Annotated in this window: 8 protein-coding genes; 2 read left to right on the top strand and 6 right to left on the bottom strand. The window is 38.3% G+C overall.

Translation table 11 applies throughout. The annotated features are described in order from the left end of the window. Positions 1 to 115: 115 nt before the first annotated feature. Complete coding sequence (locus HRT55_RS18465) at positions 116 to 1,549, bottom strand: PEP-CTERM sorting domain-containing protein (protein ID WP_291623587.1); 1,434 nt, start codon at positions 1,547 to 1,549, stop codon at positions 116 to 118. Positions 1,550 to 2,581: 1,032 nt separating this feature from the next. Between HRT55_RS18465 and HRT55_RS18460 the strand changes: the two genes are divergently transcribed. After that, a complete protein-coding gene (locus HRT55_RS18460; RefSeq protein WP_291623586.1) occupies positions 2,582 to 4,708 on the top strand; it encodes a TonB-dependent siderophore receptor in 2,127 nt (708 codons plus the stop codon). A gap of 409 nt (positions 4,709 to 5,117) precedes the next feature. Here HRT55_RS18460 and HRT55_RS18455 read toward each other — a convergent pair whose 3' ends face one another. The 5 genes from HRT55_RS18455 to HRT55_RS18435 all read right to left on the bottom strand — a co-directional run bounded on the left by HRT55_RS18455 (position 5,118) and on the right by HRT55_RS18435 (position 16,663). Continuing rightward, positions 5,118 to 12,518 (bottom strand): non-ribosomal peptide synthetase, encoded by a 7,401-nt coding sequence (locus HRT55_RS18455; protein WP_291623585.1) that lies wholly within the window; start codon positions 12,516 to 12,518, stop codon positions 5,118 to 5,120. Between the two features lie 85 nt (positions 12,519 to 12,603). After that, a complete protein-coding gene (locus HRT55_RS18450; protein ID WP_291623584.1) occupies positions 12,604 to 12,780 on the bottom strand; it encodes an MbtH family protein in 177 nt (58 codons plus the stop codon). A 39-nt stretch (positions 12,781 to 12,819) separates the two neighbouring features. Continuing rightward, positions 12,820 to 14,187, bottom strand: a complete 1,368-nt coding sequence (gene fes / locus HRT55_RS18445) for an enterochelin esterase (protein WP_291623583.1) — start codon at positions 14,185 to 14,187, stop codon at positions 12,820 to 12,822. Between the two features lie 572 nt (positions 14,188 to 14,759). Beyond that, positions 14,760 to 16,367: a PepSY domain-containing protein gene (locus HRT55_RS18440; RefSeq protein WP_291623582.1), complete on the bottom strand. Its 1,608-nt coding sequence runs from the start codon at positions 16,365 to 16,367 to the stop codon at positions 14,760 to 14,762. Next, positions 16,367 to 16,663 carry a hypothetical protein gene (locus tag HRT55_RS18435; RefSeq protein WP_291623581.1) on the bottom strand — a complete coding sequence of 99 codons (297 nt, stop codon included), beginning with the start codon at positions 16,661 to 16,663 and terminating at the stop codon, positions 16,367 to 16,369. Before HRT55_RS18435 ends, HRT55_RS18440 begins: the two co-directional genes overlap by 1 nt. Positions 16,664 to 17,159: 496 nt before the next feature. Between HRT55_RS18435 and HRT55_RS18430 the strand changes: the two genes are divergently transcribed. Next, positions 17,160 to 19,229, top strand: coding sequence for a TonB-dependent receptor (locus tag HRT55_RS18430; protein ID WP_291623580.1), 2,070 nt, complete (start codon positions 17,160 to 17,162; stop codon positions 19,227 to 19,229). The last annotated feature ends 390 nt before the right edge of the window (positions 19,230 to 19,619 follow it).

Below are 19,619 nucleotides of genomic sequence, written 5' to 3'. Positions count from 1 at the left end.
CCTTAGTTAGTGGAATGAGCAAATAAAATAGCAAGTCTATGATCAGCTTAGAGTCCATTTCAACTTAAAACGACCACTTTATTGTGGCCGTTTAGAAATTTTATTGCGAGCCTATTTATTTACTCATTCGTCTTATGGCGAATAAACCTAAGGCAAATAGCAAGGTTGTTGATGGCTCTGGTATTGTGCTGCCCTTTGCACAACGATTCCAACGATTGTTCGACATTTCCACCCGATTACTAATAAATTGTGCACAACCTTGTGCGTTTGAAAGATGTATTATCGTGCCGCCATCGATAGCGGGATTAAAGAACGAAGGTGCATTAGTACTCAGCAAAGTGCTTCTATCGGGGGTAAAGTCAGTGAAATCCCATAAGCCGATGCCACCCAAAATTGCGTTGTTAACGTTGAATAGTTGGTTTCCGCCGGCGTCAGAGTCAATAAAAAATATTGCGCCCAGTTCATGAATGCTATCCTGTGAATTTAACGTGCCATCACCCAGTAATATCGATGAGTTAGCAAAGTCAAAATGTGTTCCATCTTTCATTCTAAAAATCACCATGGTGTCCAGCATGGTTTGTAATATCCAATCGGTATTATCGAGCAAAAATGCCGCGCCATCCATATGAATATCAATAACCGCAATACCGTCGTTATTCCCCGCCGCATCAATAGCATCTAAATCGGTAATAACCGCCGCTTGGGCAATGGAGCTAAGATCATTGATATCTGTAACATATCCTGAGCCGCCGCCATCTTTAATATTCCGGTTGTCCTTAAAGGTGTTCTCTACAAAGGTTTTACTGAAGGTGGTGTCTGCGGTTAAACCAACAATCCAATCACGTTGCGCGGCTAATTCCGCTAATAACGTGGTCGGGTCGTTAGAGCTTACCCCATCTAAATTGTTTAAATTACCCTGTACGTCATTATCGGGGTTATAACCAGGGTCGTTGGGATCAGTGGGATCGCCATCATCGGCAAAAAAGCTGTTATTATCTGAAGGGTTTGGAAAACAATCGGCTGCGTCTCGATTACAGTGAATACCAAGGGTGGCATTGACATCAGCATTGGATGAAGTGAATTTTGACAGACTACCGGTTAACGCGACATTACCACTGTAATCAATGCCTTCATAAACCGGACGCGCACCGGGCATTAAATCGGCAGAACCCACAGTATCGTTACCGTGGTCAGGGTCGGTATCGTTAAAGCGGTTACCGGATTTACTTGCATTGACGCTATCGTTAGGCACCCAATAACTGGTAAGGTCTAAACCACCGTTGTAGCCATTGATGCCGCCAACTCGCTGTGAGGGACTGCCGACCGTGCTGTTGGAGACCAATTCTTGATCGGCACCAATTTCGACGTTTGACATGTCAAAGGCGGAAAATTCATTGCCTTCAATACCTTCGCCGGTGGCGATAACTAAGTACTTTTGAGTTTCCGTCGTCGTGACGGTGGCAAATGCATTAACGCTTAAACACGAACTCATCAAACTCGTTGCGATTAAAAAGTAAGTGTAGGTTGGGGTCACTTTTTTCTTAAACATGATCACAGTTAATCCTTAATTGGAAAAGAGTAACCGGCCAATAAAACAGTGTCATTGGCCAAAACTCAGATGCAACAATAGCTAACTTTCTCGATACGTATAATATGCAATTTTCATGCGATATTGATAAGCTTATGTAAAGTCACTCTATTGTCTGTTGTGCTTATGTGAATTTTTAGAAAGTGTAAATATTGCTGACACTCTTTATCGCTGAAAAATTGCCAATAATGTCTGATTAGGCTGAGTTTCGGTTACATTTTTAACTTACTCGTTTGGGCTAAAACGCCACCAATTACAAATTTGTGTACGCTTGCCGTGAGATTTTACTTGTTCATTTATTTCATTAATCCATTCAATAAAAACATCTCCAGTGTGCTAATAATCACTCTATTTCGCAAAATCAACGAGCTCCATACATTCACTTTTCTGGTTGTCATATTGCTATTCTTCACCACCAATAAAGAAGTAAGGTGCATCAAATATAGGAATAAACTCTTCAAGTAATTCATAGACAAATTCACGCATTTCAACTTTGGTCATGTTTAAGATCTAACTGACTTGATTGATTGATGATTCACTTCGTCAGTTAACCATTTCGCTGTCAACATCGAATCACATGAAAAACCGAAGTTTTGATTATATTTAACGATATGGGTTACAAGTCGTTTTTGATAAGGAGTGTTCACTGATTAGGCCACTTTAGCACTAGCTAATACTTTGACTTGGTGTACTTCAGGCATAGTCCGTATTTTAACTTCTGGACGTCAAAGCACGCATCACAAATCCTAGAATAATGATTATCAATAATATTTATATTGTACGTATGGCCACCGTTTTAAGCTTAAAACAAGCCATGAGAAGAATGGTAATACAAATAATAATGGTTTTCATTTGTATACATATGTACGAAAATGTATAGTAGTGCAAAAACTCCATTACACAAAAAACATATTAAACATATTAAACATATTAAACATATTAAACATATTAAACATATTAAACATATTAAACATATAAATATTAAGGGTAAACATGAAAATTAAACACGTTTTTGCACTCTCTTCATTAGTTTTGGCCATGGGCTTCCCTGCTTATGCCGAAGAAGTACAGGCTGAAGAAACTGTTGAAAATACCAACAAAGAAATTGAAAAAATACAAATTGTTGGCGTTCGTTCCGATCGAGTAAGTAAAGGTGCCACTGGTTTAACCATGGAGCTTAATGAAACGCCACAATCAATTAGCGTTATCAGCGCTGAGCAAATTAAGAACTTCGCGGTTAATAACATTGATGATGTACTGCAAATGGCGACTGGTATTACCGTAGAGCGCGGTGAAACTAACCGTACCAGATATACCTCTCGTGGTTTTGATATTAAAAGTACGCAAATTGATGGCATTGGCCTACCTAACGGCTGGGGTCTCGTTACTGGCGCCATGGAAAGTTACGGCTATGAAGAGATAGAAGTCATTCGTGGTGCTAATGGTCAATTAACGGGTGTGGGTAATGCTGCAGGTACTATTAACTATGTGCGAAAACGTCCAACAAATGAAAACGAAGCGCAAGTATCTTTAATACTAGGCTCGGATGATCTTCAACGTCTACAAGCAGATGCTTCATTTTTATTAACCGAAAGTGGCAGTTGGGCGGCACGTATTGTTGCTGTTGCACAAGACTCAGGCTCATATCTTGATGGCTTAGAAGATGACCGTACCTATTTCTCGGCTGTAGTTGATGGACAAGTAACAGACAACTCAACACTAACCTTTGGCGCTTCATATCAAGATGCCAATAGTGATGGCGTTATGTGGGGCGGCTTACCACTAGCCTATGCTGACGGCACGCAGGCAGACTTTGATGTTAGCACCAGTCCAACTCAAGACTGGACTATGTGGGACACTCTCAATATCAACGCTTTTATTGAGTATGCTTATACATTCGATAATGATTGGGAAATAAAAACAACTTATAATCGACAAGATTCTGAAGACCAAAGTAAATTATTTTATGTTTATGATCCTCTTGGTGCTTTCGACAGTGAAACTAATCTCGGCTTAATAGGTTTACCAGGACGTTATGACTCTGAATTTAGCGCTGACTTATTTGACTTAACCGCAAAAGGTCAATTCAGCTTATTTGGCCAAGACCATGAATTAATGTTTGGTGCCAGTACCTCTAAAAGCAATGCGATTTCCTTTACCAATGCTTCCATTGCAGCATCACCTTATTTTCCAAATCAGGGTTCTACCGTAACATTCACTCCCGCTTTTCCATATCCGACAAACTCTATTCCTGAGCCTGAATGGCTTGATAAAGCTAAATATTCTGATCTGGATGTAACGCTGACACGCCTATTTGGCTCAACAAAGTTAAATATAAGCGATGATTTATTTATCATAGCCGGATTTAATGCCATTGATTACAGCCGAAAAGGTTATAACTCTGGTGGTGCTGTAGATAATGATGAAAATGAAATTAGCCCTTACCTAGCGGCAACCTATTCGATTACTGATGATATTAATGCTTATGCAAGTTACTCAGATGTGTATCAACCACAAGAACAGTATGATTACGATGGCCATTTCTTAGACCCAAGTAAAGGTGTTAACTACGAGATAGGCGTAAAAACACAATGGTTTGATGATAACTTACTCGCGACCTTTGCTATATTCAGTGCTGAACAAGACAATATAGCCGTTTTTGCCGGTATCAATGACCTAGGAGACTATTATTATGAAGGCACAACAATGGACTCAAAAGGTTTTGAGTTGGAAGTTGTTGGCCACTTAACTGATAACCTCAATGTTACTTTTGCTTACACAAACTTAGATATAGAAGATGAATTAGGTAAAAGTACCAGTGTATGGGAACCAGAAAATCTGGTTAAGTTCTCAATAGATTATACCTTACCGCAATTACCTGAATTAATGATGGGCTTAGGTGGTAAATGGCAATCCAAAACCGAGAATGCTGCTGCAACAGTTAAACAAGACTCATACTTACTTGTTAATGCTTTTGCTCGTTGGAATGTATCAGAGAGTCTCTCAATACAAGCAAATATTAATAATATTACCGATGAAAAATATATCACTAGTTTAAAGAATATTGGCTTTTACGGCGCACCTACTCAAGGAAGTGTTAACGTAACGTATAGCTTCTAAATATAAAAATTAGTCGTTAGCGCACTAAATTAATAGTTTAGTGCGCATTTAAGTCCTTTCACTCTGAACAAGACCATAATTAGGATGTTCAGATAGCTAAAAGAAGTCATTAGGTTTAATGCCTACAATGGCATTTTTGAGGCCTAAATCTGCCCTTCTAATTTAAATACTTTTCTTTATTTGTACCCAAAACTTTACCCAACATTTAGTGTACGATTAAGTGAAAAATCTAAAAAGCAGACAGTAGAATCATCTAATATCCACATAAAATAGAGTATTAAATCTAAGACGCTATCGCCACCAAAGCGAGATATAAACTATAAATAGTCGCCAAAACTACTACAATCCAACCTCCTTTTATATTAATAAAACTAAGCTATTTAATTCGTTATGAGATAAATAATTTCAATCATTTATCTTTTACTTTTACTTTTACTTTTACTAAATTATTTATCAACAGTTTCGATAGCATAGGGCCTATAGACATTAATGAATCAGGGGATAAAATATTGTCATGGGAAAATGGCAATCTAAACTGAACTAAATCACGCACAAATGGTGCCCATGACTTTTCGACATCCCAGCCTTCAGGTAATGTCTTTTCGGCAACAAATAAGTGAACCTTTCCTTGGTATGGTTGTGTGGTTGCATCCGATAATAAACGGACTGTATCATCATAATTTGCGACAATATCAGTAAACATTTTATTTTGTTCAGCTAATGAAACTTCGTCTGATATATCATTTTCCGCGGCAGCTAAAAATTGACGCTTTTCGCGTTCAACTTCTTCTTTTGCTTCGGCTTCAGTCGGTCGCTTCCATTCTTGTCCTTCAGGTGGGTATGTATCAAGTAAGCCAACAAAAGCTACTTGTTCACCTTGGCTTTCTAATTTTGCTGCTAACGCCATAGCAACGGTGCCACCAAACGAATAACCAAGAAAATGATAAGGTCCTTCTGGTTGTACCCGCTTGAGCGCATCATAATAATGTGCAATAGCAGCATCCATATTAGCACTTACTGCAACGGCTCCATTTGGCCGAGGTGATTGCAAACCGATTATTGGATAATCACCTTTAAGGTGCTTAGGGAAACCGGTGTATTGCCATGAAAACCCAGAACCAGGATTGATACATATTAATGGCACACCTTGACCTTGCCTTATCGGCAAAATATGTCCAAAGCCTGCTTTTTCTGGATCGTGCCTTAATGTTTCATCAACCAGCACTTCAGCTAACCCTTCAACCGTTGGTGATACCATTATTTGTCCGACAGATACTGGCAGCCCTAATGTTGACCTTAACTTTGCAGCGAGTTTCATGGCTATCAAAGAGTGTCCACCTAAATTAAAAAAGTTATCTTGTGCAGACAAATTTTCAACATTTAAAAGATTTTCAAATGCGTGTGCAATAATGGTTTCAGCTCCAGCAGAAGGCTTTCTACCCGATAAGTTAGCACTTTGCTCCGGATCCGGTAATGACTTTCTATCGAGTTTACCGTTGGCGCTTAATGGAAAATCACTTATCTCTACCAATACAGCAGGTACCATATGTGGAGGTAATAATAGCGATAGTTCGGCGAGCATATTTTCATGGTTAATTACTGCATTCACATCTTTAATGTAATAACCCACTAGCTGACGGTTATCCCCCAATAGATTACTTGATAGTGTATTGGTCAATATTCTTGCATCAACCGCTACCTGTTTTATCTGTTTAAGTTGCAGTAACGTTTGTTCAATTTCACCAATTTCAACTCTTAATCCACGGATTTTAAGTTGGTCATCGGTTCGTCCTAAATATTCAACGTTCCCACCGGGTAGCCATTTTGCCATATCACCAGTACGATACATTCTTTGTCCATGTTGAAATGGATCAGCAATAAATCGGTCTGCCGTAAGCTCTGCTCTGTTCAAGTAACCATTAGCTAATTGACGGCCAGTTAAATAAAGTTCTCCTACAACACCAACACCAACAGCGCGAAGCTGATGATCCAATATCCGTAATTCTGTATTCCATACAGGTGATCCGATGGGCACTCCTTGTAATTTCGAACCAATGGCTTTTTCTGCAGCATAATAAGTCACATCAACAGCAGCCTCCGTTGGCCCATATAAGTTATGCAACGGTGCGCTGCATAATGATTGGAATTTCTCAGCCAATGCTACAGACAAGGCTTCACCACTACAAAATACTCGCTGAAGTATAGAGTTCATTTGGGGTAAATTCGGCGAGTCCTCTACACAGTCAATAAACACTGCCAACATAGAAGGTACAAAGTGCAATGTTGTTATATTTTCTGAAACAATAAGATCTAATAATTCCTCGGGATCACGGTGCGCCTCAGGTGGTGCCATATATAAAGATGCACCTTGAATTAATGGCCAGAAAAACTCCCATACTGAAACATCGAAACTTGAAGGGGTTTTTTGTAATACAACATCCCTACTCGTTAAGCCATACTCATTTTGCATCCACAATAAACGATTAATGATAGCTTCATGCGATACAACAACGCCTTTGGGCCGCCCAGTAGAGCCTGAAGTATAAATGACATAAGCCGCATCACTTGGCGAGATTTCCTTTTCTATTACTGGGTTATGATTAAAAGCTACGCTTATCTCGTTGTCACCATCATCACTGGTCTTTTCGATTAACGACTCTATCAATATAACGTTAATCGATAACTGGCTAAACTCCCCTTCTGTAAACCGTGAAAAATGCTCTTGAGTGGTTAGCAAAGTATCTACATTCGCGTCAGACAACATCATCGCTAACCTTTCATTTGGGTAGGTACTATCAAGCGGCAAATAAGCTGCGCCTATTTCAATAATAGATTGCAATGCAATACTCAGCTCACAACTTCGAGGAATAGCAACACCTACGATATTGCCTGACGTGCTCACTTTTGACGAGACAATGTGTGGCAGTAAACCCTGTGATACACGCTCAACAATGTTACGCATTTGATGGTATGTGTAGGTCTGTTTTCCATCCTTTAACGCAACGTCTGATGGGGATTTAGTCGCCTGTGTACGTAATAGCTCACGCAAAGAGTAATTTGGTAAGTCGATGTGTGTATCGTTTGCAGTATTGATGACATCAATATCATTTTCAGTTTGCATGATTAACTGGACTAATGTTAGCGATGGATCGTTAACCACTTGTGCAATAAGTTGAATAAAACGTTCAGCTAAACGTTGAGGCTCGGAGACTACGTCTCTATATTCAAATAACACTCGAATTTTTTTTCCAGGTAATACGAGAATTGTTAGCGGATAATGGGTATAGCCCCTATTTTCGACATGCTCAATAGTCACACCTCTAAATGATTGAGTTAACAATGACTCCTGCACAGGGTAATTTTCAACGACAAGTAAGGTATCAAAGAGATTATCAACATTCACAAGACGTTGAATTTCTCCTAATCCCAAACAGTCATGCGACATCAAACTAATTTGTTGCCTTTGCAATTTAATTAACTGTGACAATAAGGTTTCATTGGCATTAAAATTAACACTTACCGGCAGCGTATTACTAAAAAGCCCTACTTGTTCATCAACACCGTTAATGTCAGAAAAACGCCCGGAGACAGGACTACCAAAAACAATATTATCTCGACCCGTCATTGAGCCTAATTGTGCTGCCCACACGCCTTGAATAAGTGTGTTTAAAGTAATTCCATGTTGCTGGCAAAACTGATTTACCTTCCCCGTTAACTCACTATCTAACGACATATGCAGTTCAGCAACGCGTGATGATTTATGCGTTGTCTCTGGGTAAACAATAGTCGGTGTTACGTTTGCTAACGCAGACTTCCATTGTGACTCAGCCTCTTGAGTTGTGCGATTGGCCATTTGATACACAACATCTTGATATGTACTTTCTGAGCCAATATTTAGGCTTTCAATATTATGATAACTATTAAATAGATCACGCAATAGGATAGGAGTCGACCAGCCATCAATAATAAGATGATGAGCAGTGATCACAAGTTCGTATTTAACATCATCCATTCTAATTAAAGTAACAAAAAATAATCGGCCTTCATCGGCGGTATGAATTGCACCTTGTTGACTCACACTAAAGTTTCGATAGGCTTCTGCCATTTCAAAAGAGCGTAATGCTTTTTCTTTTGATGCATTATTCATATGACGAAAATCGCGTTCAATAACAGGGCAATTACAACGAGCGTCTGCCACTGTCATTGACGGTATGAGCTGTAGCGGTTTTCCAGTAAGTTCTACATCAAATTTAGCGGCTAATTGAGGATATTTAAAAATTATTCGGGCGACTGCTTCTTGAAGTTGTGCGGTGTTAACTTCACCATTAAGCGTTAATTTAGTAGTAAAACTATACTGGCTGTCGTCATCTGATACTTGTGTATGGAACAATAAACCCGCTTGTAATGGCAATGTTGGCAAAATAACTGATTGTTCGCCGTAATGTTCAACAAGTAACTTAACTTCATCAGGTGTTGGCATTACTGATTGAGCTTGATATGTACCGTGAGGTGAATAAACATCGAGACTATCGTCTGTACCTAGCTGTTTCATTTGTTTTTCATTAATAGTGCTTGTTGACAATTCTGTCATAGAAATCGCCATCTTACCTGGCGTTCTATCGGTGAAAATATCTTGAGGTTTAAGATCAAATCCTTTTTTCCGCACCGCTATACTAAGCCTCATAGCACTAATGCTATCGCCAGCCATCTTGAAAAAATCATCATCGAGACCAACATTATCTAGTCCTAGTATGGTAGCTATTTCATCACACAGAACAACCTCTTCCCTCGTAGTAGGTACAGTAAAATGTTGACTCACTACTGATGGTTTAGGTAATGATTTTTTATTTATTTTACCGCTCACCGTTAACGGCATTTCGGGCAAAATGGTAATAATAGCGGGTAGCATATAAGCTGGCAACGTTGTTGAAAGCTTATCGTAAATAGACTCAATTACTTGCTCATTGGACAGTGTGGTATTGATCGCTGTGCAATATGCCAATAACCGATTTCCATTTTCTGTTTTATCAAGAATAACCGTGACTTCTTTAGTTACTTCGAGGCATGATAATGCCGACTCAATATCCCCCAACTCAATACGAAAGCCTCTCACTTTAACTTGATTATCGCATCGACCAACAAAAATCAGTTCTCCATCCGTTGACCATCGCACAATGTCGCCAGTAAGATACATCACGTCGCCAACAACAAAAGGGTTAGCGACAAACTTTGTTGCGGTTATTTCAGGTCTATTTAAATATCCTGTCGACATATTATCGCCTGCTAAGTACAACTCGCCATTAACTCCCAAAGGCACTGGTTTTAGGATTTCATCTAGTACATAAACGCTTGTATTTGCAAACGGCTGCCCTATAAAAACATCGGCTGATTGTGCTGTAATTTCCTTACTTGTTGCGTAAACAGTAAATTCTGTTGGCCCATATATATTATGTGCTGATATTGATGAATGCTGTAACGCCTGCCATAAAGAGGGAGGGATAGCTTCTCCACAGATGGTCATTAATGCCGGTTGATGCCGACCAGCCTCACATAATCCAGCTTGCATAAGTTGGGTTGCTAACGACGGCGCTACTGCCAAAGTATTTATTTTGTCTCTGTCGATTAGATCGAGTAGCGCATATACATCCTGTTTTACTACGTCAGTATATAAGTGTAATTTATGTCCTAGCGACATCAATATTATTGGATCCCATGACGTATCAAATGATAATGATCCCGTTAAAGCGACATGGAGTTGTTCATTGACTTCACGACTATTTTTTTCGATGAAATCGTCATTAATACATGAATAAACTTTGTCAGCCAACGCTGCCACTAAATTAATTAATGCGCCATGAGAAACCATAACGCCTTTAGGGCGGCCTGTAGAGCCTGAAGTATAAAACACATAAGCAATATCATGCTTTTCAAAAATATATATATCTTTTGCTAAAGGTGAATCATAACAAGCATTGAGTAATGCTAAGGTTGATTTATCATCCAAAGATAACGTTTCAATGGTGTCAGGTAGGAGGTGCTTTTGCTCTTCCATTATTAATGCTATGCAAGGTATTTTATCTTCACACATCATGGCTAAACGCTCAGGTGGATGATTTAAATCTAAAGGTAAATACACAGCACCAATACTCATAATAGCAAATATTGAAATGATTGATTCCAGGCCTCGAGGTAACGCTACCGCAACTAAATCACCTGGTTTAACATGATGTGATAAAAGCAATCGACTTAATTGATTAACACGACCAGAGAACTGATTAAAACTTAACTGTTGCTCTTCAAATATAATGGCAGTATTACCGCTATGTTCTGCAGCTTGTTTCGCTAAAAGTGTGACAATTGAACTGCCATATTGATGAGTACTGAGCTCACTTCCCATTGACCATTGTGCGAGTTTGCTTGCTTCATTTGGGGTGATGAATGACAACAATGCAATTTTTCTATCTGTTTTACTTTCAGCATCAAGACCATATTGAGTTAACAGGTAAACCAAACGCTGACCATGCAATCGTAACTCAGCTTCAGTATATCGCGATGAGTTAGCTGACAACTCAATAGAAAGTTCACCTTGATGAACGTAAACAGCAAATTCAATATCTTCGATTGGGCCTGTTGCAAGTTGATGAGTATTAGCACTTACTCCTGCAAAATCTAGTGCATAATCAAATAATTTACAGTTTAGCGTTGCACTATATAAACGATGTTGTCCGCCAGCTAACCCTATATCACGTTGAATTTGCTCAGCTTCATATTGTTGATGACGACGTACTTTTTTAATCTCTTTAGCCAATAAACCAACAATATTGTTAAGCGTATGCTCAGGCAATAATGTCACTACCAGCGGCAATACATTAACGGCTGTACCTAAGGTAGTTAATGCTTGAAAGCCCATTCGTCTCATCAACGGGTACCCAATACATATCGTTTCTTGACGAGTTATTTTGGACAAATAAACAAGTATTGCTGCACTCGTAATATCGGCTATAGCAAAGTCAGCGTGTTGTTCTATTTGTTGTAGAACACGATTAGGCAATGAAATTTTATACCGGATGACAGCAGTATTTAAACCATCAGAACTCGTTGATGACCGATATGACATAGATGCTTGAGCAGGTACTTTCTCGCAGTAACTTAACCAAAACTCTTTATCCTTTTCTTTTTTATTCGACATGTCATAAGTTACATATTCAGCAATAACCTGACTGTAAGCAGTAAAAGGACTGTCACCAATCGCTCTCTTTGCTACTAATGCCGAATAAATAACGGCAATACGTTGTGTTAACGCAGTAAAACTAAAGCCATCTAACATCAAGTGATGGTAACGTTGATACCAAAACCATCTTTGCTTGCCATTTTTTGAACTGAGTTTAATAATTTTATGATGATATGAGTGTTCTGTGTCACTCGCTCTTGGTGCTTGCTGAATATCACTGTGCATTAATGATATTGCTTGATCTTCATCAGTAACTGCCATTGAACTGTCAACAAATGAGAGGTCAACAAAAATCGCATCATATGGTTGCTTAAGTAATGGTAACAAAGGGATTGTTTGAATTGCCCCATTGAATTTATTTTCATAAGTACTGTGTACAGTATCCGCTTCGGACAAACCTAACTTAATTGCTTTTTTCAGTGCCGCAACATCTATGTCACCACAAAGCTCGACGTATTGAGCAACGGTAAAGACATTATTTTCTGTTGCTAATTGATCGGCTAACCAAATGCCTAGCTGTGGTCCAACAATGGGAAAACTTTCTACTGTAGAAGGTGAGGTCAAAATAGTATTTGGCACTATAAAATCCTTTAATTAAGTGACGTTAAATTAAGTTATTGCTAGCGTGAAAATGACATATATCCAGCGTTTAAACAGATCTCGATTAAAGATCAGATAAAAACGTAATACAGTTTTCACGTTCATCAGGACCAAAGACAACATGCCAGCCAGCCGGTATATTGGTAAAATGTGGCCATAAACTTTGCTGATCTTTATCGTTCATTAGTACGAAGAATCTATGTTGGTTGTTGTCAAATGGATTTAGGTATTCGCTTTGCATTATTTATCCTTAATGACCGCAATTAGCGGTTCCATGGTTTTAGAAATTATTTATTAATGAAACAGGTATACCTCTTGTTTCTTGAGATAATTTGGCCTTTGGCTTTAGCCATTCTTGAAGGCCTTTTATTAGCCCTTCTCGCCAACAAACCTGATCGTGACCTCCACGATACTCAGTCAATGTAACTTGATGTCCTGAACTAACAAGTGACTGATAAAAATGGTGATTAAGTGCATTTAAGCGCGTTTCTTCACTGCCTATTTGCATCACTATATTGGCGCTCTTGTTAGCAACTTTATGCGTTAATACTTGAGTCGTTAACCAACCATTTTCTCGTTCTTTAGCCACATGTTCATCATTCATCCATTGGCTCATTAGTAATGGCACAGGCCACCAAAATGAACCAGACTGACATATCACATGATTAAACATGTCAGGACGACTTAATCCTGCAAACATTGCAGCTAACCCCCCTAAACTTTGACCAACAACACAATGTTGATGCGGAGAGACTCGTCCATCAAACCAATTATCAATTTTACTAAATAGTTCGTTATTAATTGCTTGCCAGAATAACGGATTACAACCCAAATCAGCTGGTCGTTGTTGTTTTGAAACGTTACCAATAAATACGTAGATGGCGGGTATTAAGCAATGCTCATCGGTTAACATTTGCAATACAGAAAAAAGAGGCATTATCTCTGCCCAGTTTTCGCCGTCTAAAAATAAAACCAATGGTTTGTCAGCAGATGATTCAACATTGCTGCTTTTAGTTTCAAACAACCAAATCGGACGAGAATTTTGTAATAAGGTGCTTGTCCAATTCAAAGTTCGTAACGATTGACATGCCTTATTTGTTGGCGGGGATTGCAATATTTCTGAAGCATCCCATGCTTGCCATGCCTTACTTCGCTTAGCATATGGCAAATATAGCAGTGAACGATTCCCCCCCCAAAAACAATGCTTAGGGCTAAAATTGTTGAAAGAGTCGGCAACAGCTAAAGCTAAAATGTCACGCCACCATCGTCGATGGTTTTCTTTACGATGACGGGTTTCATTATCGGTATTCATTCCCGAATGTTTAAGTAAATGTGACGCAGCTAAGTTATCCACTGTTATCGGAATAAAAAAGTAAGTACCGTGCCAATCAGAAGATATTAATGTCTGCCAATGCCAGACATCTGTGCCAGAAATTCTTGTCATTTCTTGGGGCTTAAGGTGATGATCGGTAAGACAGTTAAGCTCGACATATACCATATGAGTTGAAGAAACGTTCTCATTACCCTCTAGGTCACGCCATAAAAAAGTAACTTGGCACTTTTCCCCAAATTGCTGAACCAATGGGGTGCCTAACGCGCTTATTTTAGACCACCAATCGGCATGCCCAACATTCACTTGTAATAACAAATTATATCCAGTTAAGTTTTTGTTGAAAATATTATATAGGAACAAATATTACATGTAAACAGGAATGATTCTCACTTGCATTGATGGAGTTGATGAATTGTTTATATAGAAAATAGGAAAATTTATTTAGCGTTCATGAATCCACAATAACAAGCCTATATTGACTACATTTGTGTTACTGCTATAGAAAATAAACACTCTGCAGCAACTGCATAAACATCTATACCCATTATTATTCAAAGAGTTATATTTTAGAGGGGGTTAAAACTATTTAGGTAAGGCCTAATTTTAGATATGCTTGTGCCAGTGTTTGGTATTGAAATTTATATCGTTGTATAAATCATTTTTAAGCCTATCAAGAAGGTTGTGATTCATCTCGTTTTTTTGTTGTCTTTACCGATGGTGGTATCCAATTTTTTCGGGATAAAAAACTGGATACCAATGAAGTAGGCTTTAACTATTACTTAATCGCTGCCATGGACGGAGCTACAAAGCGGTCACTGCAAACTGAAATGGCAAGTCACTATCATATAGGTTTTAGTCTATAGAAAATTTAAAAACAAATCGCAAAGTTATAGATTCGGTTCGGCTGTCACTTCAATACGTTCAAATGGCAGTGTCCAAATACTATTGCTCTCCCCTTCATAGGCGCGTTGTCTCGTTTTTTGTGCGCTGTAAAAAAACACGCCTGAAAAAATAAAAGCTGTCATATCAATGATCAGATCAGAAGAACTGCTCGAGTTCCATAAAGCTAAATTAGGTATCAATTTCGCGAGTAAGCTGGTCATAGGTATTGCCAGACAAGCTAATGCTACTAACTGTTGGAGGTGGATTGCCGCCCGCGCCGCACCACGAGTAAAACTATAAAGTAAGGCGGTAAAAAAAACAGTGTAGTAACAAATAATAAAGCTCTTATTAAAAGGCATGTTCGCTAAATATAGCCACTTGCTTGAAAGCATAGTGCTAACTACACCTAGAATTGAGCCTAAGCAAATGCCAATAGTGAGTGATGCCATAAAACGGTTTGACTTACTTTGCTCTGGTTGTTTTTTTCGTCGTTTTTCGAGCCAGAGTAAATTACCGCTGTAGAATATAAACGCCCCCAATAATCCCATAACAAAATACAACCAACGCCCTAAATTACCACCATAACTACCAAAGTGTAGTGAGAAAAAACTAACCACAATAGGTGTGTAATTGTCATTCTTATCGGCTGAAGCGCTGTTGTATTGCACAGAAAAAGTGTAGGGGTTCATGTAAATAATATCACCGGTATTGCTACGCATCATTTCTTTTGGATTAATAATGCTAATAGCAACCATAGGTCTTACAGATGATAAACCTGAAAACTTTAGTGCATCAATTTTATAACCATCAGTCAGTTCATTTACCTGTTTTATATAACTTGATATGGGGGGGAGCTGTTTAACATGGTATTCAATGGCTGATTTTTTACTGGGTTCAAACAGAGGTTTATCGCCATAAATAATACTTAATCCTCCATAAAAAATATCGTGAAAAGCAAACACCACAACGGTCCAAGCGATAATTAAATGAAAAGGTAAACTGATAATACCGACAAGGTTATGGCTGTCTAACCAAAAACGATTTACACCTTTATTTGTTCTTAAAGCAAAGAAGCTTTTTACCAAGGTAGGCAGTAAAAAAATAACACCCGATACGAGCGCTAAAAAATATAAAACAGCGGCAATACCTAAAATCAAGACCCCTATATCTTCATGACCAACTTTGCCTGCAATTCCTGCGGTGCGATGAAGCATATCAATTAATTCTCCCAATTCATTTGTTGGGCTTAATTGAGTCATTAACTCACCATCAGCAGATAAGGTTGCATGATTGATGGTGCTATCTAAATGAATACTACGCCCACCACCTTGTTGATACCACGTCATTGGTGATAATTTTTGATTAAAGTTAAGTGTGAAACCATGTTGGGCTTTATCAAATGTAGATGTCGCTTGTACAATGAGGCGATCAAATTTTTCTATAGGAATAGATGATAAGTGCATACTGGGTGGTGTTGCCCAATATTCAATTTCAGTTTTAAACATGGTTAATGAACCAGCATAAAAACCAATAAAAAGCACCAGACCGCTAATGATGCCAGTCCAAGTATGAATGGATTGATATGTGCGTAGAATATCGCCTCGAATTCTCATTAATACCACCGTAAAAAAAAGAATATAGCGTAGGCAATAATGTTTGCTGAGCCTAAATAAATAATGGCTTTTAGCCCCGTTTTGAATAAATAGCTGAATGTTAAAATCGTTAGCCAAATTGGACTGATCATCCACATATTAAACTGCACCTTTACTGCAGCATCAATACCTCCTGGGCCATACCAAGCAAAGGTGCCTATCAGTGCGTAACTCAATGTTAAACCCAATATTAGCCCCGCTGATGTTTTTAACCACCAATGTGGTTGAATTTTTTCGAGCGCACTTAATCGAGTCAATATTTTTCTCCTTGACGTTTTATTAAAGAAATTAATGGAATAGCAATAAGTACTGACATGGTAGTAAAAATCCAAATAAAAACCGCAGCACTTATCGCTAGCAACTGTAGCCAAATACTTAGTGCTAATAAAAAACACAGATAGGAAGGTATGCGCCAAAGCTTAGCTAAAGGCTTGTGAATAAAGCTCTGATGTTTATTGGTGAGATAAAGAATAAATACGCCTATTAGTGTTATTCCTAATGCGAATAGTTGTAACAGCACAGCTTTCCTGTCTATTAAGGTTAAAAATTTCGTATATATTAGTTTAAATAAAACACACATGCAAATAGAAACAATTATCATTTGTAATCGCATCCTTATTCTAGTAAATTAACGCGCATTCACATTTTCACCAATACCTTGTTCTTGATAGTTATTCAAAAATACCGATCAAAATATTGATTAAACGGGTATCAATTTTTAAATTATTTTACGAAGAAAAAGTAAGGAAACACATGGAAAACACAATACTTAAAGTTAACGCTATTACTGCCGCTTTGCTTAGTACATTAATGGTACCGCAGGTCTTTGCTGCTGAGGCTAACGACGTAAGAGAGCAATTAGAATCAATTGAAGTAATCATGGTATATGGTGAAAAAAGAGAACGCTCTTTGAAAGATACAACTTCGTCGGTCTCGGTTATTACGGAAGAAGCGCTAAAATCACTACAAAATTTAACCGTTTCTGAAGCAATATCTGATATTGCTAACGTGGTGGTTCTTTCTGGCTCTGCTCCAGATATACGTGGGGTCTCAGGAAATGGAGCAGCAGGAGGCTTTAACTCCATAAGTGGTGGCGCTAAGGCGCGTGTATCAACATTAATTGACGGTGTAGTAGAGCCTTTTGTTGCGGATTTGACGGGAGACTCCGGTATTTGGGATATCGAACAAATTGAAGTTTTTCGTGGACCTCAGTCAACCAATAATGGCAGAAATAGCATAGGTGGTGCGTTATATATAAAAACAAAAGATCCAACTTTTTATTGGGAAGGCGCTGCTCGCGTTGGTTATCGCAATAAAAATAATTTTGTCGATACATCAATAATGGCTTCTGGTCCTATCATTGACGATGAATTAGCCTTTAGAGTAGCCGCTCAACGATTAGACGGTGAATCGGTAAATAACGGTTTGGTCTATGAAAACAACCCAATAAACTTTGATCAAAATGAAGTAAAAACTAACCGTTTAAAAACAAAATTATTGTGGAAGCCAGCAAATATCGAAGATTTTTCAGCACTTCTGGCTTATTCAAACAGTAGTGAAAAAGGTGACACCGGACGAAGTTTCTATACAGGCGATAACCCATGGGAATTTGTTCCAATTACACAGCGCTATATGAATACTGAATCAGACAGCATCAGCTTAAAGCTCGATTATAAAATTAATGATTCAATGTCAATCGACCTATTAATGTATCATTTGGATTATAAATTTGGCTTCGATACTTATGAAAAATCTGCCACACGTCAATCACAAGTACGGGTGAATGAAACAGATAAAATGCTTGATGCCAAAATTAATTTTGGTTTGAATAATGACCAATTCAATGGTTTTGTTGGCTTAGCACACTTTGACCGAAAGCAAGACTTGAACAGTCGCGGAGCAACGATATATGACGGCATTGACAGCAGCGATTCGACGGCAATTTATGGTGAATTATATTACGCTTTGACCGATGCTTGGAAGATAATTGTTGGTGGTCGTATTGAAGATGAAACTCAAAAACGTAACTTTAATATGCAATTTAAAGGCACATTACTCGAAGCCCAACTCGATAATAATAAAAGAATAAAGCTACCAAAGTTAGCCTTACAATATGAATTGTCTGACAACACTATGTTATCAGTCAGTGGTCGTCGTGGTTATAATGCAGGTGGCGGTGCTATAACCTTCGTCACTAGTGAGTATTATTATTACGAGCCTGAAACGGTCAATACTTATGAGCTGAGTTCAAGAAGCAGTTTCAATGATGGCAATATTAATGTTAGCGCGAATATTTTTTACAATGACTATAATAACTATCAAGCAACAAGCTCGACCCGAAAAATCATCAATATGGATGATGCTATAACTTATGGTTTAGAGCTTGAAACTTCAGCTATGCTAACTGATAATTTTCAGTTAAATGCTGCTTTAGGTTTACTTAGTACGGAAATTACCGACGCTGGAGAGGAGTTTGCCGACTCAACCGGTAATGAGCTTAACTCTGCACCAAGTTTTACTGCTAAAGTTGGCGGTAGATATTGGCTGACTGAAATGCTTAATGTGGGCGTTTCAGCAAATTACATAGATGAATATTATGGTGATTTTGCTAATACCCAGGAACGTGTTGCTGGCGGCTATTTACTTACACGCATTAATGTTAATTATGAAACTGATAACTGGTTAGTTACTGCTTTTGTTAATAACATTCAAGACCAAGAGGAAGTCACTAGTATTGAACCTGCTAATCGTAGATACCCTACAGGTTATGCTGCTATTGTCGATCCAAGAAATGTTGGCTTATCGGCAACCTATAGCTTTTAATTACTTAACCGTTCGGCTAGCAGCGAGTTTTAGTGCTGGTAGCCGATATTGAAATACAAAGTTTATTCTTCCGTGCATAATGCTTCTTTCACCTTTAGATAGGCAGATTTAGTTATCCGTTTTCTTTATAGGGAGTTTATGGAGTATCATCATTGTTCACATACTCAATACAATACTGAATATCACCTTTTTGTTGCGAAAGATCCGATACCCACAGTAAACCTACCCCATTCGACCTTGGCGTGCCATTGGTAGTTTTGACCGCGAAATCCACGTTATTCAAACGACAAAGTTGTAGTTATTATCAGAGATTCACTATCAATTAGCTGATGATCCTATTTACAACACTCGACTTATATAACGAGAGACAGCTGATAACGAAAAAACCAA

This window comes from Colwellia sp., from assembly GCF_013214175.1.
In the GTDB taxonomy this organism is placed as follows: domain Bacteria; phylum Pseudomonadota; class Gammaproteobacteria; order Enterobacterales; family Alteromonadaceae; genus Colwellia.
Note: the sequence above shows the minus strand (reverse complement) of the source record. Positions and strands in the feature narration are given on the sequence as shown.